Source organism: Lactiplantibacillus nangangensis, from assembly GCF_005405065.1.
Taxonomy (GTDB): domain Bacteria; phylum Bacillota; class Bacilli; order Lactobacillales; family Lactobacillaceae; genus Lactiplantibacillus; species Lactiplantibacillus nangangensis.
The window spans coordinates 15,756-36,965 of record NZ_BJDI01000010.1; the positions used below are offsets into that span (position 1 = coordinate 15,756).

Annotated in this window: 22 protein-coding genes and 1 tRNA gene; 22 read left to right on the plus strand and 1 reads right to left on the minus strand. The window is 43.0% G+C overall.

The window, feature by feature from the left end:
- The first annotated feature begins 185 nt into the window (after window positions 1–185).
- The 6 genes from FFM70_RS09170 (at window position 186) to FFM70_RS09195 (ending at window position 2,861) form a co-directional block, all read left to right on the plus strand.
- Window positions 186–620, plus strand: a complete 435-nt coding sequence (locus FFM70_RS09170; RefSeq protein WP_137616557.1) for a hypothetical protein — start codon at window positions 186–188, stop codon at window positions 618–620.
- Window positions 613–768, plus strand: coding sequence for a hypothetical protein (locus FFM70_RS13865; RefSeq protein ID WP_171002345.1), 156 nt, complete (start codon window positions 613–615; stop codon window positions 766–768). Before FFM70_RS09170 ends, FFM70_RS13865 begins: the two co-directional genes overlap by 8 nt.
- A 148-nt stretch (window positions 769–916) precedes the next feature.
- On the plus strand, window positions 917–1,123 hold the full coding sequence (locus tag FFM70_RS09175; protein WP_137616558.1) for a hypothetical protein: 207 nt from the start codon (window positions 917–919) through the stop codon (window positions 1,121–1,123).
- Window positions 1,124–1,227: 104 nt separating this feature from the next.
- Window positions 1,228–1,695, plus strand: a complete 468-nt coding sequence (locus tag FFM70_RS09180) for an ArpU family phage packaging/lysis transcriptional regulator (RefSeq protein ID WP_137616559.1) — start codon at window positions 1,228–1,230, stop codon at window positions 1,693–1,695.
- Window positions 1,696–1,830: 135 nt separating this feature from the next.
- A tRNA-Asn gene (locus FFM70_RS09185) sits at window positions 1,831–1,903 on the plus strand.
- Window positions 1,904–2,264: 361 nt separating this feature from the next.
- Window positions 2,265–2,861 (plus strand): hypothetical protein, encoded by a 597-nt coding sequence (locus tag FFM70_RS09195; RefSeq protein ID WP_137616560.1) that lies wholly within the window; start codon window positions 2,265–2,267, stop codon window positions 2,859–2,861.
- A gap of 294 nt (window positions 2,862–3,155) precedes the next feature.
- Here FFM70_RS09195 and FFM70_RS09205 read toward each other — a convergent pair whose 3' ends face one another.
- Entirely contained in the window at window positions 3,156–3,920 is a 765-nt protein-coding gene (locus FFM70_RS09205; protein WP_137616562.1) for a DUF4145 domain-containing protein, read from the minus strand.
- An 84-nt stretch (window positions 3,921–4,004) separates the two neighbouring features.
- Here FFM70_RS09205 and terS point away from each other — a divergent pair, with 84 nt between their 5' ends.
- From terS to FFM70_RS09285, 16 genes are all read left to right on the plus strand, one after another.
- The gene (gene terS, locus FFM70_RS09210; RefSeq protein WP_137616563.1) at window positions 4,005–4,703 is read left to right on the plus strand and encodes a phage terminase small subunit; all 699 of its coding nucleotides are present in this window, start codon (window positions 4,005–4,007) and stop codon (window positions 4,701–4,703) included.
- On the plus strand, window positions 4,687–6,123 hold the full coding sequence (gene terL, locus FFM70_RS09215) for a phage terminase large subunit (RefSeq protein ID WP_137616564.1): 1,437 nt from the start codon (window positions 4,687–4,689) through the stop codon (window positions 6,121–6,123). Before terS ends, terL begins: the two co-directional genes overlap by 17 nt.
- A gap of 15 nt (window positions 6,124–6,138) precedes the next feature.
- Window positions 6,139–7,554 carry an anti-CBASS protein Acb1 family protein gene (locus tag FFM70_RS09220; RefSeq protein ID WP_137616565.1) on the plus strand — a complete coding sequence of 472 codons (1,416 nt, stop codon included), beginning with the start codon at window positions 6,139–6,141 and terminating at the stop codon, window positions 7,552–7,554.
- 74 nt (window positions 7,555–7,628) lie between these two features.
- Window positions 7,629–8,786 (plus strand): DUF2213 domain-containing protein, encoded by a 1,158-nt coding sequence (locus FFM70_RS09225; RefSeq protein ID WP_137616566.1) that lies wholly within the window; start codon window positions 7,629–7,631, stop codon window positions 8,784–8,786.
- A 14-nt stretch (window positions 8,787–8,800) separates the two neighbouring features.
- Window positions 8,801–9,304, plus strand: a complete 504-nt coding sequence (locus FFM70_RS09230) for a structural cement protein Gp24 (protein ID WP_137616567.1) — start codon at window positions 8,801–8,803, stop codon at window positions 9,302–9,304.
- Between the two features lie 15 nt (window positions 9,305–9,319).
- A complete protein-coding gene (locus FFM70_RS09235) occupies window positions 9,320–10,216 on the plus strand; it encodes a major capsid family protein (protein WP_137616568.1) in 897 nt (298 codons plus the stop codon).
- Window positions 10,217–10,224: 8 nt separating this feature from the next.
- Window positions 10,225–11,046 (plus strand): minor capsid protein, encoded by an 822-nt coding sequence (locus tag FFM70_RS09240; protein WP_171002346.1) that lies wholly within the window; start codon window positions 10,225–10,227, stop codon window positions 11,044–11,046.
- A 14-nt stretch (window positions 11,047–11,060) separates the two neighbouring features.
- Entirely contained in the window at window positions 11,061–11,285 is a 225-nt protein-coding gene (locus FFM70_RS09245; RefSeq protein ID WP_137616570.1) for a LysM peptidoglycan-binding domain-containing protein, read from the plus strand.
- A gap of 19 nt (window positions 11,286–11,304) precedes the next feature.
- Window positions 11,305–11,634: a DUF4054 domain-containing protein gene (locus tag FFM70_RS09250; RefSeq protein WP_137616571.1), complete on the plus strand. Its 330-nt coding sequence runs from the start codon at window positions 11,305–11,307 to the stop codon at window positions 11,632–11,634.
- Window positions 11,631–12,233, plus strand: a complete 603-nt coding sequence (locus tag FFM70_RS09255) for a phage virion morphogenesis protein (protein ID WP_137616572.1) — start codon at window positions 11,631–11,633, stop codon at window positions 12,231–12,233. Before FFM70_RS09250 ends, FFM70_RS09255 begins: the two co-directional genes overlap by 4 nt.
- On the plus strand, window positions 12,233–12,607 hold the full coding sequence (locus FFM70_RS09260) for a hypothetical protein (protein ID WP_137616573.1): 375 nt from the start codon (window positions 12,233–12,235) through the stop codon (window positions 12,605–12,607). The genes FFM70_RS09255 and FFM70_RS09260 overlap by 1 nt, the downstream gene beginning before the upstream one ends.
- Window positions 12,608–12,635: 28 nt before the next feature.
- Window positions 12,636–13,088 carry a phage neck terminator protein gene (locus tag FFM70_RS09265; protein ID WP_137616574.1) on the plus strand — a complete coding sequence of 151 codons (453 nt, stop codon included), beginning with the start codon at window positions 12,636–12,638 and terminating at the stop codon, window positions 13,086–13,088.
- 12 nt (window positions 13,089–13,100) lie between these two features.
- Window positions 13,101–14,135, plus strand: a complete 1,035-nt coding sequence (locus tag FFM70_RS09270; RefSeq protein WP_137616575.1) for a DUF3383 family protein — start codon at window positions 13,101–13,103, stop codon at window positions 14,133–14,135.
- 19 nt (window positions 14,136–14,154) lie between these two features.
- Window positions 14,155–14,553, plus strand: coding sequence for a phage structural protein (locus FFM70_RS09275; protein ID WP_137616576.1), 399 nt, complete (start codon window positions 14,155–14,157; stop codon window positions 14,551–14,553).
- 75 nt (window positions 14,554–14,628) lie between these two features.
- The gene (locus FFM70_RS09280) at window positions 14,629–15,003 is read left to right on the plus strand and encodes a hypothetical protein (protein WP_137616577.1); all 375 of its coding nucleotides are present in this window, start codon (window positions 14,629–14,631) and stop codon (window positions 15,001–15,003) included.
- Window positions 15,004–15,198: 195 nt separating this feature from the next.
- Window positions 15,199–21,204: a phage tail tape measure protein gene (locus FFM70_RS09285; RefSeq protein WP_137616578.1), complete on the plus strand. Its 6,006-nt coding sequence runs from the start codon at window positions 15,199–15,201 to the stop codon at window positions 21,202–21,204.
- Window positions 21,205–21,210 lie beyond the last annotated feature (6 nt).

Sequence of the window (21,210 nt, forward strand, 5' to 3'; positions counted from 1 at the left end):
CAGTATCAAGTAGGTGGATGAAATCAGAGTGACGATTAGCCGCGGAAATGAGTGGCATCGAAATATTGCGTTAAATTACGCAATACAGGAATACCTGCACGGAGAAACGTGGCGGGTCAAAGGAATGCTGAATTTAAATAAAATAGTCAACGTTAATGGTTGGCAAGTTGAAAGAGTGAATGTTGATGAAAACTAGTGAATTTAAGCACCGATTTGAGGCTCTTGACGATAATTACAAGGTAAGTATGACAAAGAACAGTGTTTATCTGCAATACCACGGTGGCGTAATTGGATACATCGATAGAGAAATTCGATTTGGGCTTGGTGTCAATTTCAGTCAATCACTCCCACATCTACAGGAGCTTTACATGCTAGCAACTGAGTTTGCTGGGACATTGGTTGAAGACCGAGACCCGAAACTTTACAGAGTACACATCTTAAGAACTACAGATGGTACTTATTTAAACCGAAACAATAAAGACAAACGTTACTACACAGGTGGCAGTGATGTGTTTGGATCTCAAACACAGTTCACAATGGAAGAAATTGGCGAGATGTCACGCAAAAAGCAACTTGCAATTGATTGGGACAAGGCACTTGAGGAGGTCAAGGATGACTAAGCAACGGAAACATGCAAAGCGGTCGGAAATCAAAAAGAAGCGGCGTCGCATGCGATTACACGCAGCAGAACACAGCAAGAATATTTTGGCAGCCAAACGAATCAAACACACGTACGCGCCATACAAGGTGGGTGACACGAATGAATAGATTTACTGACTCGGTTATGGACCTGATTGCTATCATTGGCACGATTTGTAAAGGGTCGCTAATAATCATTGCGCTTGTGGTGGCATTGATCTTTATTATCAAGGTTATATTGCTAGCTTGGTCAGTCGCTTTCTAGGAGGCACACAGAATGGAGTTAAGTCTTGACGGTCAAACGCAGATTTATATGCAGCTCGGCCTAATTCATGAGTTGGCAAGCGAACATGATCCGAAGCGTTATGAGAAAGACATGAAGCGGATCAAGGAGGCTACCAAGGAAATCAAAGCTACGATTCATCATGAACGTTATTTCTGGGAAATACGTCAGCAAGCGTTTGAATTATTTGGGAATGATTAGGCGGAATTGTAAGGTGACAGCAAATAAAAAGCGCAGCCCCAAGGCCACGCATGATTAATTCCACAAAATTAATTATAGCACAGTCAAAACAAGGGGTGGCACTGATGGAGAGCATTTTTAAAGGTGTTGATAAAGAACGGACGATTGTAAATGCAGATCGGGTTTTAAACAGTTATCGTAAATGGCGATTACGGGCGCAGAGAGTTAGTTTTAATTTGCAGAGCCCTGCTATGGACGGAATGCCTAAGAGTCCTAGTTACGGTAATTCAATTGAGGACAAGCACGTAAATAAATCTAATGCTGATTTTATGGCAAATCTGGTTATTAGAGTGATTGATGCAATTACGATAGATGAAGGGTCAGAAATCTATTCCAAATTGCTGACGTTACTTTACATTAAGCACTATTCAAAAACTAAGTGCATGGTTAGCTTGAACATCTCGGATAAAACTTTCAACAAGTATTTAAAGCAAGCCCAATTGACCTTTGCTGAAATTTATCCAGATAAGGTTGAAAACTTGATTGTTAAAAAGTATGAGCCTGAGCCTGTTGCACGTTATGACGAAGGCTGAAATTACTCCGACAATATTCCGAGTAATTTCCGACAAATTTCCGTGTTAGTTCCGGTAAATACATGAAAAAGGGGTTTATATTAGTAATATCGATTGATAGGTAAGCCACCCCAGCTTTTAAGCCTATCATCAGTTGTGGTTTTAGCTCAGTTGGTAGAGCGTCGGTCTGTTAAACCGATTGTCGTTGGTTCGAGCCCAGCAAGCCACGTTAGGCAGGCATACAGTTTTACAGATTTTGTTCGGCTCCTTGGTTAATTATTGAATACAAGCCTGCCTATTAATTTGATGTCAATCCCACGGCAACCGTTAAGTCGGCAGGTACGTCCTGAATGCCGTGGTTATTATTCCTGTAGCTCAACGCAGAGCTCACAACTTATAATTGTGCGGGTACTGGTTCGAATCCAGTCAGGAATATCCGCCAGCGATTAAATAGGAGATGACGTGCTCCTCTCGGTCGTTGGCGTTAGTCTTAGTGTAAAGTCCAGTCTTCGAATGCTGGGCTTTTTTGATACATGAGCCTCAGATTTGGTGCATAATTGTTTATGTAGTTAGAGATTGGGGATGGAAAATTGAGTTTTGTAAACGCAGTAATTTCACCAAGATTTATAAGTATAGCTAGTGACGGTCAAGTAAGTAACAGTGATGGTACTAGAGAAGGAGGACATACAAAGTATTTTAAATTTAAAGCTGTCCCGGGTAATACAATTTATATAGGTGCAACTGGAAATGTAAGTGTCGTTGAGTTTGTGAAAAAAGAACTGGCCGTTGTTGATTATTCTGTGAGCATTGAAAGTTTGCTGAACTATTTTCGTGATTTCTTTAAAAAAAATAGTAGTTTACTTATGGAGAAAGATGCTAAAACAAATTTTATGATTGTGGGAACAAATCATAAAATTGTGTATGGATATACTTTTTTCTTAGATGATAGTGGGAGGCTCCAGGAAAACGACTACCCGAGTGCTAAGCCGAATGATTTAATTGTTTTATCGGCTATTCCTCCTGAATTCAATGATGATCCAGCTGATCTTTTTTTGGGATTTTTAAATGGAAAAAATATTCATACCAAGTCAGATGTGATTGGCTCTCAAAGGAAGCTATTCAAGTATGTAGCTAGTCGTTGTGAGTCTGTCAATAATGAGTTTTTCCAGCATACGATTAACCTATAGTAACTTACGTTTAACGTCATTAAATTATGGCGTTTTTATTTTACATAAAATTAGGAGGTACACTATGAAAATTAAAATAGAAGCGATGCCAATCGAGTTGAAGTCATTGAAGATTGGGGAAAAACTGTACGTAAACTGTAGCAAAGAAGTCGATAGCCATGTCTAGGATGATTCATTGTAAATACGGTTACGAGACCCGTGAGTGGATTCAGGCTGATGCGCGGTTAGATAAGTGGATAAAAGACAAAAAGCGCCTTGCTAATCAGCAGGACGCTTTAGAAGTGCATAAAAGTATTAATGAGAGTCACGATCTTGGATACCCTTTTTTTGACCATCAGTGAGAAGATTATAAGTTTCTTCCAATGCTTTAGCATTAGTGATTTCATACTGGACTATTAAGTTGACCATGGTTAAGAGAGTAGTAGCCAATGAGGTTGCGTTTTCAACATTATCAAAATCAATCACTCCAGGATGAACGGCATTGTTGCCGATTACTCTAACTGAGTCGAGCATCTCCTTTATTTTAATGGGTAGGCCTTCAGCTACAAGGTCACCAATTTTTTGATTGAGATTATGGTCGTTGTCAACGAGACAATCCACTAACTGTTGAATTGCGAGACGTGATAGGGCGGCTGACGCTCGGGGAGAGTCTTTTAAAACCATTGAAGCCTCAGTGTATGTTTTTAATACATTAGCAGGCATATCCGTATTGGGGGATGGAATGTTACTGTCTGTTTCTTGTGGATAAATCAGTGAATCAACAAGGCTTGAGTTATCCCAATCATAATCTATTAGTTCATCTGTTGGGCTATCAGGTATGTAGGGGTAAGCCGTAATGTCACAAATATAGATGGATTCCTTGGAGCAAAGACTACACGTTACCCTAATCAATACACGTATTTCTGAATTTGAATCATCAGAATCTAACTCTGCATGGAGAAATGCTGAGTATGCAGCATTTTTAGTTTGACAAAATGGACAATTGAATCGACCGTCAGCTATTTTACCTGATCCAGTTTCTATTGAATGGGATAATTGTTTATAAGTAAATATGGACATGATTCTCACTCCTTTTATTTTTAATTATATCAAGTAATGATTATGAAACAAACACTTTGGTGCAGGAGGTGAGGTTGATGTGTGATGGCAAGGATTGACGATGCCGAGCAGGATTATATAAATGGCATGAAGTATAAGGATATTGCCACTAAATATGATGTTAGTGTGAACACGGTGAAGTCATGGCGGACACGTCATAAATGGCGAAAAAAGGGTGCACCCCGTGCATCTAAAAAGGGTGCACCCCCTAGTAACCAGTATGCAGTGGGTAACAAGGGCGGTGGTGCACCGTCAGGCAATAAGAATGCGGTAACTACCGGACAATATGAAACTATTACAATGGGTGCACTAACCAAGGAAGAACAGGTTATCTTTGAGCAAGTTACGGACGACCCGCTGGTGACGATTAATACGCAGATTAGAGAACTAAAGGTGCGTCAATTTCGTATACAAAAACGTATTAACGTACTGCAAGGAGACAGCAAGCCTGAATCGAATAAATTCACCAGTTTCATCATACCAAAAGGTTCAAACAAGCCAATAAGCACAGGCGGTACGGTGACTGAGTATCGTAAAGTTGACGACTTGATAAAGTTAGAGTACGCCTTGACCTCAGTTAATAACTCATTGTTACGGGCTACACACGAAAAGCAACGGATGATTGAATCGTTGGGTAACAATCATGGTGGTCAGCAGGTTACGTCATTTGACGAAATGGACACGGGTGAACTTGAACGACACTTAGAACGGTTGGAGGGTGAATCTGATGCCGATGACAGCTAAACAAATTATGCAGCATGAAATTGAAAGAACTTTGGCCAAGCGGCTGTATAAGTACTATTTCCGTTATGCTCATGACAATCGATATTATCTATATAAGCACGTTCAACTGATATGTGACGCTTTGCAGCGGATCATAAACGGTGAGCGTGCTTTTCTTATCATTGAAATGCCGCCACGACATGGTAAATCGGCAAGTATTACCGAGACTTTTCCAAGCTACTACCTTATGAATAATCCGGACAAGGAAGTTATGATGGCAACCTATTCGGAAGACTTATACAACAAGTTTGGGCGTCGGAATCGTGATAAGTTTGCTCGTTTCGCACCGGAACTGTTTAACCTGCAGATATCCCAATCAACCTCCAGTGCGTCTGAATGGGGAATTGAAGGTCATGATGGCGGCATGTTTTCAACGTCAATTCTATCTGGTGCAACTGGTCGTGGTGCTGACTTACTTATTATTGATGATCCGGTTAAAAATGCGCAAGAAGCCGAGTCACAAACGATTCGCGACAAAGTATGGGATGAATGGCAGTCAACGTTTAGTACTCGTTTGCATGACAATTCAAGCTGTATTGTGATCATGACACGCTGGAACCAAGATGATTTGGTTGGACGGTTACTCCGACAAAAGGCTTATCCGTGGGAAGAAATTCGATTACCAGCAATTGCTGAATCTAATGATGATATTCTTGGCCGCAAGATTGGTGAGCCACTATGTCCGGAACTTGGCTACGACGCCGATTGGGCGAAGATAACTGAAAAAGGTGTTGGGTCACGAGTATGGGCGGCACTCTATCAGCAACGGCCAGCTCCGGAAGGTGGCGCAATTTTCAAACAGGATTGGTTCCATTACTATGTACCAAATATTAGTACACGAGTGCGACTTGGTTTACCAAGCAGTGTTGTGATATTGCCGATGCACTTGGATCAACAAGTGCAGTCTTGGGACGCCACTTTTAAGAAAGCTGATACCTCCGACTTTGTAGCTGGACAAGTATGGGCTCGCCGTGGTTCGGACCGTTACTTGTTAGATCGTGTACATGGTCGCATGAGCTTCACTGAAACATTGTCGGCGATCGAGTCAATGACGACAAGGTGGCCTAAAGCAACGACTAAATATGTAGAAGATAAGGCCAACGGAAGTGCCATCATTGATACGTTACAGCATAAGTTAAGCGGTATTACACCAATAACGCCAGATGGTGGTAAAGAGTCACGAGCGTACAGTGTGACACCACTATGGGAAGCTGGCAACATATATGTGCCACACCCAGCATGGTTAGCTTGGGAACAAGAGTTTGAGACGGAAGTAATATCTTTCCCCAATGCACCTCATGATGACGAGGTTGATAGCATGACACAAGCATTAGATCATATGGGTCATGGCATGAGTGCAGCAGAAATTTGGGGACTATGAAAGTGAGGTGATTCAATGAAATTATTTGATTTATTTAAATCAAAGTCGGTTCAACATAATGATAGCCAGGAGTTTAACGATTTTATGGCTGGCATGGGGAAATCTGGTGCGAGAGATGGTTTAGCAGGACAACACATTGTTCGAGCTGATCGAGTCTCTAAAACAGATTTATCAGAACTGTATAAGACTAACCCGTTAGCTAAGAAAATTGTCGATATGCCAGCTGATGACTTAACCAAATCAGGGTGGACGCTGACAATTAACGATGCCTCCAAGCAAACTGCATACAATGACGCTCTAAATGCTTTGAATCCTAAGAAGGTGTTTGCCGATGAGTTTCGATTGGCTCGCCTGTATGGCGATGGCTATATTGCAATGGGGCTAGAGGAGACCGGGACTAAGGTTGACACGACGCTTCCATTGGACATTTCACACCTAAACAACATCACTTATTTGAATGCGTTTAGTAGCAAAATTGTGCAGAACTCGTTAATTTGTTTGAATCCATGGGATAGCCGATATGGGCAAGAAGAAGCGATTCAGATTAGTACGCGGCCTAATAATGGCGCCTTTACGCTAGCTCGCTCACCGGAGGATGCTGATACGCAGCCAATTATTGAAGTGTTTGATGCTAGCCGATACTTCCACCATTCTATTAGCCGACTAGAAGATGATGAGTTTGGTACGTCATTACTTCAAACGTTAAATGACGCCGTCAAAGTTGGAGACTCAGCGCTGTGGTCAGTCGGTCAAATCCTATTCGACTATGTGTTCAAGGTCTATAAATCGCAGGATGCTGCCGATTTAAGCGCGGAACAACGAGCAATAGTATCGGCCAAGGCTAACTATCAGTTCCATACGAATGCGTTAGCTGTAATTGGTAACAATGAAGACTTGACCAAGGAAGCGACAACCGTAACCGGTGCAGCTGACTTACTAGACTTCGTTTGGGACTACCTATCAATGGGTACTGGAATCCCCAAGACTATCCTAAAAGGACAGTCAGCGGGGACTGTTGCTGGTGCACAGTATGACAGCATGACTTATTACGGATCAATTGCAGCCACTCAAGAAAATGAGTTGCGTCCACAGTTAGAAACACTGATTAAATATCTGATGCAGTGCCCAAGCGTTGCTGGCGGTACTGATGATCCAGATAAATTGGATTGGAAGTTGACGTTTAACCCAATGTGGCAAGTTGATGAATTAACGGATGCCCAAGCCCGACAATACTTAGCACAATCAGATGTAGCCTATATTCAAAATGGCGTAATTGGTCCGGACGAAATTGCAGCAATGCGCTTTCCAAAGGATAACTCCGGTGCAGCTGGACCGACCTTGAATAATGATGCAATGCCACTTAACGAGCAGCAGATTAAAGCAATGGCCAAGCAAATCTATTCCGGAATGTCAGCTAATCAAGATGATTAAACACTATTGTGAAGAAGTAGTGCCGATGTGCTGTGGTCCTGGCTATAGGAATGAGGGGAAGGTAAGTGATCTAAATGCAAGTTACACGGTATGACCGTGCCGAGATAACTGATTCACATTTAACTGATGAAGGCTATCTGGATGTTAAAGCATGTCCAATAAGCCGTTCAGGTGTGTTTCCGTATTATTTTGCGGATGGCACTATGTTGCGAGAAGCCAAGCTTCCCAGTGATTTACAGGACGGTGTGGGCAGCTTTAACAACAAACCGGTTACCAATGAACATCCACAAGAGTTTGTGTCAGCACGCAATATCAACAAATATTCAGTTGGAATGACGCACTCAAATGCCCACATGCAAGACGGTCAAATGGTCGTTGATATGACTATTACGGATCCAACGACCATTCAGGAAATCCATGATGGTAAACGCCGTGAGTTGTCGATTGGTTTTAAGGCCGATGTTGAGAGACGTTCTGGGGAGTTTGCTGGGCAACATTATGATGCAGTTCAAACCAATATCAAAGGTAATCATGTTGCAGTAGTATCTGCTGGTCGAGCAGGCCATGATGTAAGCATTCCGCACTTTGATTCAAAGGATGCAACATTATCCACGCAGATTTTAGATGATGGGTATGCTGGTACAACTAAAAATGATCAAGGAGGAACCAAGATGAAGAAAATTATTATTGATGGTGCGACATATGAACTTGCAGAAGATGCTGCGGCTGCAGTTCAAAACGAACAAAATAAAGCAACTACGGGTGCAACCTCACTTGAAGAAGCCAATAAGACTATTGCTGGCTTAAAAAAACAGATTGAGTCACTAAAATCTGATAATAATGATGCTAAGAAGTCCAGTAGCACCAATGAAGCTAAGGCAGATGCTGCTCAGAGTGAATTAAAGAGTATGCAGGATTCAATGCAAGACTTGATTGATGCACGGGTTCAATTGCAAGCAGATGCTGCGCAACGGTTAGATGATAGCTTTGACTTTAAGGGTAAATCGAGTCGTGATATTAAAACAGCTGTTATTTTAGCTAGTCACAAGGATTTAAATCTTGATGGTAAAGATGATGCGTATGTGGACGGTGCTTATTCATTAATTATGGCCGAAAAGCCTAAAGCAATGGGTGGTATTGATGTGCAAAGTGCTAGTCAGCATAAAGATAGTGTAGACCCTACTTCACCTCAATATCGTTTATCACATGCGTATGAATTAGCACACAAATAAAGGAGGAATTAACTATGCCAATGGAAATGGGCGATGGTTGGACTCACACCGGTGCCGGTGCGGGACATTTAGCTGATACTCGCGGTGCCCGAATTAACACAGATTTTAATACCAGTACAAAATTAGGCTTGGGTCAAGCAGTTAAGTTAAACGATCAAGGTTTATTAGACGTTGCAACTGATAGTAGCGATGTATATGGGGTAACTTCATTTAAGTCGGCTACTCAGGGCTGGACGTTATCAGCACCACACGATGTTAGCTGGGATGCAGACGATGTTGTTAGTGTTATTCGTCAAGGCCAAGTTTATGTACCTGTAAATGATGATGTTTCAAAAGGTCAAAAAGCGATTGTTGACACTGATGGTTATTTCAAATCAGCAACTGGTGTTGAACCCGCCGACGCCGGTGATGGAAAAACGGCTGAAACGGGTACGACTGCCAGCACAGTATATGTTGGATATTTTAGAACTGATGCTAAGGCGGGAGAAACAGCTGCATTGGAACTCAATTTACGATAGGAGGCTTAATAATTTATGCCACAAGGAAATAATGTATTTGCAGGTGTTACACAAGCCCAATTAACGGCGGTCGACAATGTCTTGTATGAAACGGCTTTATCGACATTGCAAGCGCGGAAGTTGATTCAACCAATCACCCTGCAACCATATCAAACTAGTTATAGTTACCGGATCGTTAAACGATACGGTAAAGCGCATTGGGTTGGCGAAAACTCAAACGAACGTGGTACTAGTGGTGAAGATTATGATCAAGAATTTCGGCAAATCTCAACGTATGCAACTGGGGTAAGCTACACTCAAGACGAATTACTACAATCACAAGCCGCAGGAATTAATTTAAGCACTGAACAGGCTACTACTGTTGGTCGAGCCATGGGTGAATTCGAAGAAAAAGCTGTTTGGTTAGGTGATAAGAAAAAAAGTATTCCAGGGCTTGTAGGGATTGCTGATAAGGAGCGGACAGATAAAGCCACTGCAACCTTTGAAAACATGACACCAGAAGATATTTTTGAATATTTACGTATTCAGCGTAACAAATTAGTGACCCAACCCGGAATGAATGGAATTAAGCCACTACTAGTACTGCCTACATTTGCCGCTACTGCTTTAACTAAACGATACAGTGACTATGATGCACGACCACTGAGTCAAGTGTTGGCTGATGCTGGTTGGTTTAGTTCGATTGAAACGGTTGATATGTTGGAGCAAGCTACTGGAACCTCAAAAGGTTGTGGGCTAATGTTCGACGCAAGCGCGACAACTATGAACTTACTGATTGGTGAAAATCTTAATGCTGGTCCAGTTGTTGGTCCAAACGAAGATTTTATTTATAAAATTCCTTACCGTGCTCGGACTGGTGGTGTGGTTGTTCGTCAACCATATCATGTTATTCAAATGAATGGCCTTGAATAGTCATGAGAGTGCCAAAGACACGGTTTCCAATTCCAATTGAAAAATCCTATGCCCGTGATATTCAAAAGGGTGTAACTCTAATTGAGAGCGTCACGCTGCTAATGTTAGAGAATGAAATAAAGCCGACATTTGACCGTGGTATTCATGATGCACTGATGGGTGATGATGTTATTGATTGGATTGAATCATTAATGGTCAAACTTAAACAGCTGATTATCGGTTCGTTTACAGATGGTGATGCCAAGGATATGGTTACTCGCTATATGAGAGCAATTGATAGCAGTAATCGTAATAATGTCACATCTCAGGTTGTGGCACATAGTAAGTCTGCTACTTTAACAGCTACTGCGACTGTGCCAGAGAACCAGCCTGTTGAGCTAGCTGTGAATCCATTGGCCGGCGAGGCACAACTTCAAGACTACATTAAAGGTAAGATAACTGAAAATGTGAGCTATATCAAAGGTATTCGCGATGACTATGCTACTAAGGTTGAGCAAGCCATTTATCGTGGTGTTACTGAAGGACAATCATACAGTGAGATAGGGAAAACAATTCAACATCAAGCACACATGAGCCGGGACCGTGCTTCATTTATTGCCCGTGATCAATCAGGCAGTATATACGGCCAGTTAACCAAGCGACGCCATCAAGCTGCGGGTATCAACAATTTTCAGTGGGAGACGATGGAAGATGAACGGGTTAGACCTGGGCATGCAGCACGTCAAGGAGCCATTTATAGCTACGAAACAGCAGACCTATTGCCTGGTGAGGACTTTAATTGCCGTTGCACAGCGGACCCGATATTTGATGATGAAGAAACGGATGACTAGGGAGGGATGAGATTATGGCGAAAACGGAAGTAATTATGCCTGATTCAGATGTAACACGAAAGCCTGTCAAAAAAACGAAGCCGACTAATTCAAAGCCTAAGACACATAAAACGCTTGAAGGCGAGGAGCTTTGGCGGGTGGCTACAGCAAATGGTGTATCTGTTCGAGAATTGGCTGAGCGTAATGAATTATCGGATTTATCAGTGGTGGCAGAGGGCACCATCATTCAGTTACCATAGCATGTTGGGAGGTGGCGTGATGGATGGCTCTAATAAGAGCACCAGTGAGAGAGTTAGGCTAGTCAGGTCTGATCTGACTAAAGTTAGTGATGAAACCATTGACTTGGCAATTGATGATGCGTGGGTAGTCATCCAACGTCAGCACTTCGCCAAAGATATTCAGGAACAGGCTTGCCGATACTTAGCTGCTGGTATGATTTCTCGTGAAGATGATCGTGTTTCGTTAAAACAAGTCGGAGACCTTAAAAAGCAATATTTCAAGGGTGTAAATCCTTGGTATGATCACTATTTAGATTTATTGAATCGTTTTGGTGATGGTGGCGGTCTTCGAATGGTGGTGTTTGGATGAGTGAATTTGATTTACTACCGGACGGGGCACGATCTGAGCTTGAAACGCTCAATCATTTACGGATTGAAGTCGGTGTGTTTGGTACGGATGACACGTACATGCCTATGATAGCCAGTGTTAACGAATTCGGCGCCAATATCAAGTCTAAGAACGGCAAGTATCTGACAATCCCCACTAAGCTAGCCGGTGATCATAAGGCATCTGAGTTTTCAGACTTGTTTTTTGGCACTGGTAAAAATGGTGGACACTTTTTGGGTAAGGAAAACGGTAAGGGCGGTATTGACGTTTATTTCTGGTGCGTTAACGAGGTCCATATTCCTGAAAGATCGTTTATTCGGTCAACGTTTGATGAAAATCTGGGTAGTTGGGTAGATAGGTGTGCGGACTGGTTAGTTGAAGTAGCCACTGGTGACATGTCAGCGAAAACAATGTTGGAAAAGCTTGGTAATGTCATCGTTAAGGATATTCAAGCCAAAATTCGCGCTATTCAGGAACCTGCTAACTCTCCAGCAACCATTGAGCGGAAAGGTTCGACTTCTCCACTGGAGGACACCGGGCATTTAATTCAAGCAATCACTTATAGGGTGGTGGAACTGTAATGAACGAAGATTTTTCGGATATGTTAGCTGAGTTTGGCATCCCACTGATAGTGACATTGCCAGATAGTGACCACCCAGCGGGACATATTGAACATGGTACTTGGGTGCCAGACATTGTACCACCTACCGAGGTAATAGAACCACTGATTGTGCCAAGTAGTTCGGCGTTACAGTCTGAGCAAGTCCACTACGGCGAAGGCGGTCAAACGACTAGCTATGATGCGTTGTGGTATTCAGAGTTTGATGTTCCGAATGGTACAACCGTTCAGAATAAGCGAAACAATCACGTATTCAAAGTAAATTATCAGCGTGATTATTCCGATTACTCAGATGTTCATTGTTATGAAATGCGGGGTGTAAACAATCACGGATAGTCAAGGTAGTGGTGCATTTGATTATGGCATGCTAGTTGATTTACTTATAGCGCAAATTAAGAATTTAACGGGTTGCGAAACTGTTGAAACCGATTATTCGGGACCACAGCCAACATATCCGTTTTTTAGTTACAAAATCACCACACCGTACATTCAAATTGTTCAGCAGATGACGGAACATGAGCCGTTTGAGTTAACGGTATCTATCAATGCTCACGCAGACAATACCATTCAATCTTTGCAACTTGCCACTTCGCTGGCTAAGCAATTAAAAACGGAGCAAGTTCGTCAAAAATTGAGAATAGAGTCCGTTGTGGTAGTTGATATTGATTCAATGACAAATCGGAGTGCATTCCAGAGTGACGATTACGAGAGAATCACGGGTTTTGATATCCACCTGCGTGTCGTTGATAACTTTGAAGAAGATACTCTGCAAGTCAATAAAGTAAACCTTGATGGCAAATCCATCAAGAAAGAATAGAGGAGGAACATAATGGCTGGAAAAATTACAGATATTTACGTGAATATCACCACCACCCATCCAGTTGCGTCTATTGGTTTAGGCGTACCGGGTATTTTTGTTGCCGGTGATACGTTGAACGATCAACATTACACATCGTTGGAAGCACTAGCAGCCGACTACGACAACAGTACGGATACGTACAAGGCAGCCGAAGCTTATTTCAATCAACCAAATTCCGGTAAAAGTATTGAAGTTATCACGTACACAGCAAGTAAGACGGATGAAACGACTAAGGTAACAACTGGTGGTATTTCGGAAGCCGCTGCGGCTTATTACTGGGGTCAATGGCACTTTGGCATGTTAGCAACGTATAACGACGCAGACGCTTTGGAACTGTCTAACTATATTGAGACACAAAATGAGAAGTTCTTTATGGTTCAACGAACCACACTAGAAGAATTATCCCAATTTGCAAAGAATACGCGGACAATCACTCTCTATCATTTAGATGCTGATGATCGGTTCGATATGGCGTTACTCGGACGAGTTGGCAATGCGGATGTTGGTTCGGTTACTTGGAAGAGCAAAGGTGATCTTGTTGGTATTTCCGAAGATAAGCTGACTTCTCTTCAATTTTCGGATGCTGAAACGGCACATGCCATTTCGTACGTATCCAAGGGGAATAAGGTAGTTACTTCAAATGGTTGGACTGCTTCTGGTGCTTGGATTGATCAACTTCATGGTATCGATTGGGTCAAAGAAAATATCGAACTTCAACTTCAAAGCTTGCTTAATCAAGAAGATAAGGTGCCATTCGACGACAATGGATTTTCACAACTTGAACAAGTTGTGGAGACAGTGTTAAGTGATGCTTATGCGCAAGGTATTGTGGCATATGACGGTGCAACCAAAGCTGGTGCCTATGCTGTTAGCTTTGACAAACTCGCGGATGTACCTGCCGAAGATATTGCCAATCGTGAATATAACGGGATTCACTGGCAATATACGCCAGCAGATGCAGTTCATAGCATGACGGTTTACGGCACTATCAACTACGCAGCCTAATATAAGGAGATGATTATTAATGGCAAAATGGGAATATGATGCAACCAAATGCACAACTATCGTTGATGGTAAGCGGATGTTTGGCTTCCAAGATGGTGACATGGTTTCTGGCGAACAAACTAATGATAATGCAGAATTGACAACTGATGCTCAAGGGTGGGGCTCATGGAGTATAAATAACGATCACCGCGGCACTATCACAATCAATTTATCTGCAAACTCGCCAGCTAATGTGACTTTAAGCGACTATTTTCAGTCAAATAAGACTGTCCCAGTTAGTATCACGACGCCACATGAACATGTTTACGCAAGCGAAGCACGAATTCAAAAGGTACCAGGCTTTACAGCTGGTAAAACGACGGGTAACCGCGCATGGCAGTTCCTATGTGTTAACTATACTGACAAAATTACAGCTTGAGGATAAGCGTCTAGGGTTCGAATCCCTGGACGTTTTTTGTACGAAAAATTATTTAATCTAAAGGAGATTTCTATCATGACCGAAAAGAAAACTGTATCTAAAGAAGCTAAAGAAACAACTGAAGTAGCACAAGCACGGCAGAATCGACCAGAAGTTACAAAGATGCCAATGAAACGTGTGGGTACTACGGAAGACTATACCTATAAAGATTCTGATGGCAATGAAACTAATTACACGTTCTACTTTCCTGGGTTAGCTAAAGCAGAAGGCATCATTGATAGTTCACGCATGGGTAATGGGGCTATCGCAACTCGGTCTTACAATCAACAACTCATGGATCAGGTTGTCGTAGAGCCAAAGACTAACTGGGAATATTGGGAAGAACATGAAGGCTATTCGGATGTAATGGACGCTGCTGATTCCTTTCTTGGGAAAATTCGGGCAAAGTAGTCGAAAAGGAGCCAAGCTCAAGCTTGAATACGATAATAATCGGCAATTCGAATGGCCAGTTGAGATGCAAATTGCAACGCGAGAGGAAGTCGCTGTGGCGACTGCTGACCAGTTAGAAATGTACAATTATCAAGCTGATCGCAAGCTTGAGTTAATACAACAACTGGGTATAAACATGTAGGGAGGTGACAAACATTGGGGCAAATTAAGAAAGTTACAATCGGACTTAAATTCCAAGCAGACCAGAGTGGGCTAAAAGCGGCGGAATCTTCAGTTGAACGGCTATCTGTTAAAGCTGCCAAAGTTGATATTGGCACAAAAGGTACGACAAGCCTTAAATCTATGGGCAGTGCAGCTAGTCAGGCTGGCGTTCAAACTGAAAATTTAAGTGGCACTGTTAAGCGTAATACTGCAACGATGGCAGTTAACTCGCGTGCTGCTAAAGAAGTAGCCGCCAATCAAGCCAAGCATGCTGAAGCTTCTCACAAGACGGCTGCTGAAATGAAAGCCTTAAAGGAAGACGTTGATCGTTATAATACGAAGCTGAAGTCTCAGCGTGAAGCACTAGAGTCATCAACGAAAGCTGACCAGGCTTATACCTCAATGTTGAAGGCGCAGGGGCATGCCCATGCGGCTAACAGCGACCATATTAAGTCGCTGCGTAATACATATTCCAAACTGCAAACGCAGTATAAGGAAGAAGTTACGCAGCTTGATCGGATAAAGCGCTCTTCAGGTACGGTTTCTGCTGAATATCAAAAGCAACGAAAAATTGTAAATGACCTCGGATTGAAGACGGTCGAGACAGCTGACAAAACTAGCCGACTGACACGTGCACAAGGTAGTCTTAAATCGGCAGCGTCTGGTTTTAATTCCGTTTACGATAAGACCAAAGGTGTCAGCTTGGCTGTGGGTGCAGCCTTTGTCTATGGCGCAAAGAAGGCAATTGAGCTTCAACATGCCTACAAAGTAACTAATAACTTGATTAACACGGGTGGCGAAAGTGTTCGTCAATCGTTTAAGGCTACCAAGGAGATGCAGGCCGACGGTGAGAAATACTCTGTTAAGTATGGCACATCTCAGAAGGAAATAGCCACTAACTATCAAGAATTAGTCAAGCGTGGGTATAATTCTTCGCAAGCATTGGGCTCAATGAACTCAATGATGAAGGCGTCTGTTGCTTCTGGCGATTCACTCAGTGACGTTGTCCATGATTCAACATCTGCAATCGAAGCATTTGGACTGCGAGCAAATTCAACGTCTGGCATGATCAAGAATACCAAGATGGCAACCAATCAAATGGCATATGCTGCGGATCTAACCGCAACGGACTTTCATTCGATGGGTGTTGCCATGACTTATGCCGGTGCCACTGCGCATCAGTCTAAGCTGTCGCTGTCTGAAACTGCCAGCACGATTGGAATTTTATCCAACAACGGACTCGAGGCAGATAAAGCCGGCACTAGCCTCCGGAAAATGTTATCTAGTCTTCAAGCACCAAGCAAGTCAGCCAAGGACGCCATGTCTAAACTTGGCTTAAGCACATCGGACTTCGTAAAGAAGAACGGTGACATGAAGTCAATGGCTGACATCTTTGGCCTGATTCAGAAACATAGTGCAAAACTGGGAGCTGCACAAAAAGGTGCTGTCTTCCATAACTTATTCGGTGCTACTGGGCAAGCCGCTGGGGCTATTTTGGCAGATAATGCTGGCCAACTGGGTAAGTTAAATAAGCAAGTTGAAAACGCTGGTAAGAAAGACTATACCGGCAAGTTGTCTGGAAAGAATATGCAATCTGCCCAGAACCAATTGAAGAAATTCAAAATGGAATGGGAAGAATTATCAGTTACATTTGCCCGGACGGTTTTACCACAAGTTACGTCACTAGCAAAAGCAGGTACGTCCCTTCTAGAAAAATTTAGTGGCTTGAGCAAAACCCAAAAGAGCGTTGCAACATGGAGTGTTGTAGCTGTAGCAGCTATTGCACCAATTGCTAAAGGCATCTCTGGCATGATGACCGCAACCAGTGCAGCCATTGGTGTTTGGAAAAAGCTTCGGGTAACTATGGCACAACCAATGCCAGTAACGGGTACTAGTACAGCAACTAGCGCTGCAGAAAATGTGGCAGCCGAGGCGTCAACAGTAAGCGGTACCGGTGAAATGTTAGCTGGCGGTACCAAATTAAGCAGATTAGCTTCAAAGGCATTACCAGCCGCTAAGGTGGCCGGCAAAGGTGCGTTAGGCATATCTGCACTAATGGCATTACCGGAATTGCTTAGCATGACCAAGAAAACGGTAGGTAAGCATATTGGTAGCTATGTTGGTAATGTCGGAGGTTCTGCTGGCGGTGCAGCAGCCGGAGCGGCAATTGGTTCAATTATTCCAGGTGCTGGGACTGCTGTTGGTGGCTTGATTGGCGGTGGACTTGCACTAGGAGGCTCGTATTTAGGTAGTAAGTACGGCTCAAAAGCCGGCAGTGGTGTTGGTGAATGGTTACAGAAGAACGGCCCAAAGCTCTGGAAGAGTGTCAATGTTACCGTTGATCCATCTGGTAAAAACTCGAAGAGTAATCAAACTAGTTCAAGTAAATCTGGTAATAGTTCGAAGCATTCAGTGAGTGCAGCCCGCAAAGAGTTTGATTCATTGCCTAAAGACGCTCAGAAGGCTACTAAGTCAGCAACTGGATACATCAAAGCAGCTAATTCTGATTGGACTAAATCTGAGGGATTATGGCATGCAGGTAGTGTTAAATCTCGTGCTGAGTCTAATCGAATGCAAGCCAAAAGTGATGCTAGCTATGACAAAGCTTATGCGGCACTGGCTAAATATACTAATAAGTCGAACACCAGTACCAGCAAGAGTGCGTCGTATTTAACCAAGCTAGGTTTGATCAATCAAAACCAAGCAAGTAATGCAGTTACTGTTGAACAACGTGGAAGTAGCAAACGTCTTACTGACATTAGAAATACTATGACAAAGCTTAAAACGGCTGAACATAATGGTGGTTCTGATCGGTTTAGATTGCAACAGCAACTAAATGGTCAAATTCTGCGATTAACTGATAAAGGTGGGAAAAAGCGAGAGGCTTTACTTTCCAAACTAAATAGTCAGACTTCACGTTTATCTTCAAAACAGTATAAATCGATTACGAGTCAGGCACGTTCTGCTGCAAATTCGACAGTCAAATCTGCTAATAAGCAATACAAAACCGCCAAAGATAAAGCGCAAGCCCAATATTATGCTACTAAGACCGCAGCTGATAAGACTTATAACAAGACTGCTAAGGCCGCTGCCAATGTATATGGCAAAAACTCGAGTATGTACAACCAGATTATGGATAAGGCTGGTAAAACTCGAGACGATACGATTGGCAAAGCTGAGGATCAACGGGACAAGTCAGTTGCAGCAGCTAAGGATCAGCATGATAAGACTGTGAGTTGGGCGCGTAAGCAACGTGATGAGGTTGAAAAAGAAGCGCAAAAGCAAGCCGGTAACGTCTATGCAATCATGGGTGGTGTTGGTGACGCCATTTATAACGTCTTAAGTCAAAACGCTGCGGCAGTCGGTGGAAAATTATCGAAGCCTAAGTCTGATGATCAAGCCTTAAGCGACTATTACAATGTAAAGCTTAAGACAACCAAGTCAAAAAAGAATGTCAAATCTTTATCAGTTAACACTGGTATTCATCATAGTTCAAAAAAATCTAATCTTCATCTTCAAACTGGTATGGCTACCGGTGGCGCAATTCGTCAGCCACAGACTGCTATGGTCGGCGAGCGTGGAATTGAGGTATTACAGCGTGGTAGGAAATTTAGTATAATCGGTCAACGTGGTGCCCAACTTATGGGATTAAAGCCAGGTGATCAGATATACAACAATGCTGATACTCAACGAATGCTGTCAGGTAGTTACGGTAAACGCATCAAGGGATTTGCTGATGGTACGACAACCATTGGCAGCTATACCGTTGGTGAAGCAGGTAGTTCTACGACCTCTAAGTCTATGGAAAAGGCTGTTCAGAAGGACTACAAGAAGATGGCGACGGATGCCAAGTCTTCACTGGGCAAGATTCAATTCCAGAATAAGAAGTCATGGCAGTCTGCAAGTTTAGACACTTTCAGTTCAACCGATATGATCCGTAAGACTGCGGGCAAGAATAGCGATAAGACCAAAGTTAGCTACTCTGGGAACATTAAACAGCTTCGCAAGCAAAACGGTCAGTTGTGGGACAACATGACTTCAGATTCGAAACAATCTGGTATAAAGATTGCGAAGACTGCGGACGCTAAGTCCAATGATGCTAAAAATTATGTTGTAAGTAATTGGAAGTCATTATCAAAGCAATTCGGTTCCATCAGTGATGACATGGTATCAGGATTTAACACAGCCTTTAAGAAGCTTGGACCGTATGCTGCAAAGGCAATGGAATCAGCAGTAAGTAATTTGAACCACGGAATCAGTGCTGTTGATACAACTTTGGCTCAATTTGGTGGTAACAAAGCTGTTCTTAAACCAATTCACTATGCACAGGGTTCTAAGGGACCCATTGCTAGTGATCGGATGGCAGTCTTAAATGATGCCAAAGCAGGTCCAAAGCAAGAACTTGTTGTGCGTGGAAACAGTCTGCTTAAACCGCATGGTAAGGATGTGCTTACACCGCTTCAGAAAGGTGACGAAGTTCTCAATGGTTCGCAAGTTGAACGCATCAAACCAATGTTGCCGCATTTCGCAAAAGGTACTGGTGTTTCAAATGATCGTCTAATTGATTTAGCCCAGAAAAATTCTGGCAATCCCTCAAAAACTTGGAAATCTGATTTTGATAATCATGTTGGCAAGGCTGGTAGGACAAATCTAGCTAAAGGTGTGACAAAGACCACTAAGCGCGCAGCTGATTCAGTTGGCCCTAAGTGGTCGGGCGCAATGTGGGGATTGATCAATAATACGATCCAAGGTGACACCGGTAACGGTTCGCTTAAGCCTCACTTTGGCAGTCCGTTTAATGAGTCATCTGGCTATGGTCCACGTTCTGGTGATGTTACGGACAATCATAAAGGTATCGACTTTAGTGCACCAATGGGAACACCGATTCCGGCGCAATATGCGGGTACAGTTGTTACTGCTGGCGCTGCTAGTGGATTCGGTAACTGGGTTGTAATTCGTCCTAATGGAATGAACATGAACACTGTCTATGGTCACATGAAGAGCTACAGCGTACATGCTGGTGACAAGGTTAAAGCTGGTCAGATTATTGCTAGGGTTGGTGCTGAAGGCGAAGCGACCGGACCACATGTTCATTACGAATTGCGACAAGGATTGGGATCTGGTGACAATCGTCCTAACCCCGATACGTATAAAGGTAATGTTAAGACAGTCAAAAAACCGGGTAATAAGGCTTTAAATAGTCTCGTTAAAAGACAACTCGGTTCAAAGGCAATCAGATGGATTGAAGATAATCTCCAAGACAACATTAGCAGTATTGCGTTATCAGGTAGTGAGGCGACTCGAGCACAGGCTTTAGCCAAAGCTATTCGACACATGTATCCATCTGCTACTAAGGCAGGTATTGCAGCGGCTCTTGGTAACTGGAAGTTCGAATCTGGATTAAATCCGGGTGCAATCAATTCTGGCGGTGGCGCTTCTGGGCTAGGCCAATGGCTGGGTGGACGTAAGAGTAATTTGATTGCCTACGCTACTAGTCATGGTAAAAACTGGAAACAGGCTGGTGCGCAGTTAGCATTTGCTTTGAGTGGGGACGGTAGCGATAGTAGCGTTCTTAAGAGTGTGCTTCGTGGCACTGGTTCAGTGGCTTCTCTGGCTGCTAAGTTCTCAAGTCAGTGGGAGCGCGGTGGCTACACGGCTCAACACGTTGCGGGTGCCCGCTCGGTGGCTTCTATGTTGAAGTTTGCCAAGGGTGGACGTCCTATGCCGGGTAAATGGGCATTGGTTGGTGAAGAAGGTCCGGAGTTATTTAAAACTGATGAACCAGGGACGGTTGTACCACATGAGCAAACCAAGCAGTTGCTAAATGGCAATGCTTCAACTCAATCTGAATCTAAAGTTAAGCCGCAATCGAGAATTGACTTCCACCCAACTATTAACATCAATGTTAGTGGTGGTGCTTCAGTTGATAAAGAACAAGTTAAGAAATGGGTACTCGAAGCTATGGGTGAGTCGTTTGATCAGTTAAAAGATATATTCTAGGAGGTG

Bases quoted from the DNA above. Each gene is read 5' to 3' on its own strand.
- FFM70_RS09230 (WP_137616567.1), top strand. From the start codon at position 8,801: ATGCCAATGGAAATGGGCGATGGTTGGACTCACACCGGTGCCGGTGCG.
- FFM70_RS09235 (WP_137616568.1), top strand. From the start codon at position 9,320: ATGCCACAAGGAAATAATGTATTTGCAGGTGTTACACAAGCCCAATTA.
- FFM70_RS09180 (WP_137616559.1), top strand. From the start codon at position 1,228: ATGGAGAGCATTTTTAAAGGTGTTGATAAAGAACGGACGATTGTAAAT.
- FFM70_RS09270 (WP_137616575.1), top strand. From the start codon at position 13,101: ATGGCTGGAAAAATTACAGATATTTACGTGAATATCACCACCACCCAT.
- FFM70_RS09225 (WP_137616566.1), top strand. From the start codon at position 7,629: ATGCAAGTTACACGGTATGACCGTGCCGAGATAACTGATTCACATTTA.
- FFM70_RS09280 (WP_137616577.1), top strand. From the start codon at position 14,629: ATGACCGAAAAGAAAACTGTATCTAAAGAAGCTAAAGAAACAACTGAA.
- FFM70_RS09265 (WP_137616574.1), top strand. From the start codon at position 12,636: ATGCTAGTTGATTTACTTATAGCGCAAATTAAGAATTTAACGGGTTGC.
- FFM70_RS09175 (WP_137616558.1), top strand. From the start codon at position 917: ATGGAGTTAAGTCTTGACGGTCAAACGCAGATTTATATGCAGCTCGGC.
- terL (WP_137616564.1), top strand. From the start codon at position 4,687: ATGCCGATGACAGCTAAACAAATTATGCAGCATGAAATTGAAAGAACT.
- FFM70_RS13865 (WP_171002345.1), top strand. From the start codon at position 613: ATGACTAAGCAACGGAAACATGCAAAGCGGTCGGAAATCAAAAAGAAG.
- FFM70_RS09260 (WP_137616573.1), top strand. From the start codon at position 12,233: ATGAACGAAGATTTTTCGGATATGTTAGCTGAGTTTGGCATCCCACTG.
- terS (WP_137616563.1), top strand. From the start codon at position 4,005: ATGGCAAGGATTGACGATGCCGAGCAGGATTATATAAATGGCATGAAG.
- FFM70_RS09245 (WP_137616570.1), top strand. From the start codon at position 11,061: ATGGCGAAAACGGAAGTAATTATGCCTGATTCAGATGTAACACGAAAG.
- FFM70_RS09250 (WP_137616571.1), top strand. From the start codon at position 11,305: ATGGATGGCTCTAATAAGAGCACCAGTGAGAGAGTTAGGCTAGTCAGG.
- FFM70_RS09275 (WP_137616576.1), top strand. From the start codon at position 14,155: ATGGCAAAATGGGAATATGATGCAACCAAATGCACAACTATCGTTGAT.
- FFM70_RS09205 (WP_137616562.1), bottom strand. From the start codon at position 3,920: ATGTCCATATTTACTTATAAACAATTATCCCATTCAATAGAAACTGGA.
- FFM70_RS09170 (WP_137616557.1), top strand. From the start codon at position 186: ATGAAAACTAGTGAATTTAAGCACCGATTTGAGGCTCTTGACGATAAT.
- FFM70_RS09220 (WP_137616565.1), top strand. From the start codon at position 6,139: ATGAAATTATTTGATTTATTTAAATCAAAGTCGGTTCAACATAATGAT.
- FFM70_RS09255 (WP_137616572.1), top strand. From the start codon at position 11,631: ATGAGTGAATTTGATTTACTACCGGACGGGGCACGATCTGAGCTTGAA.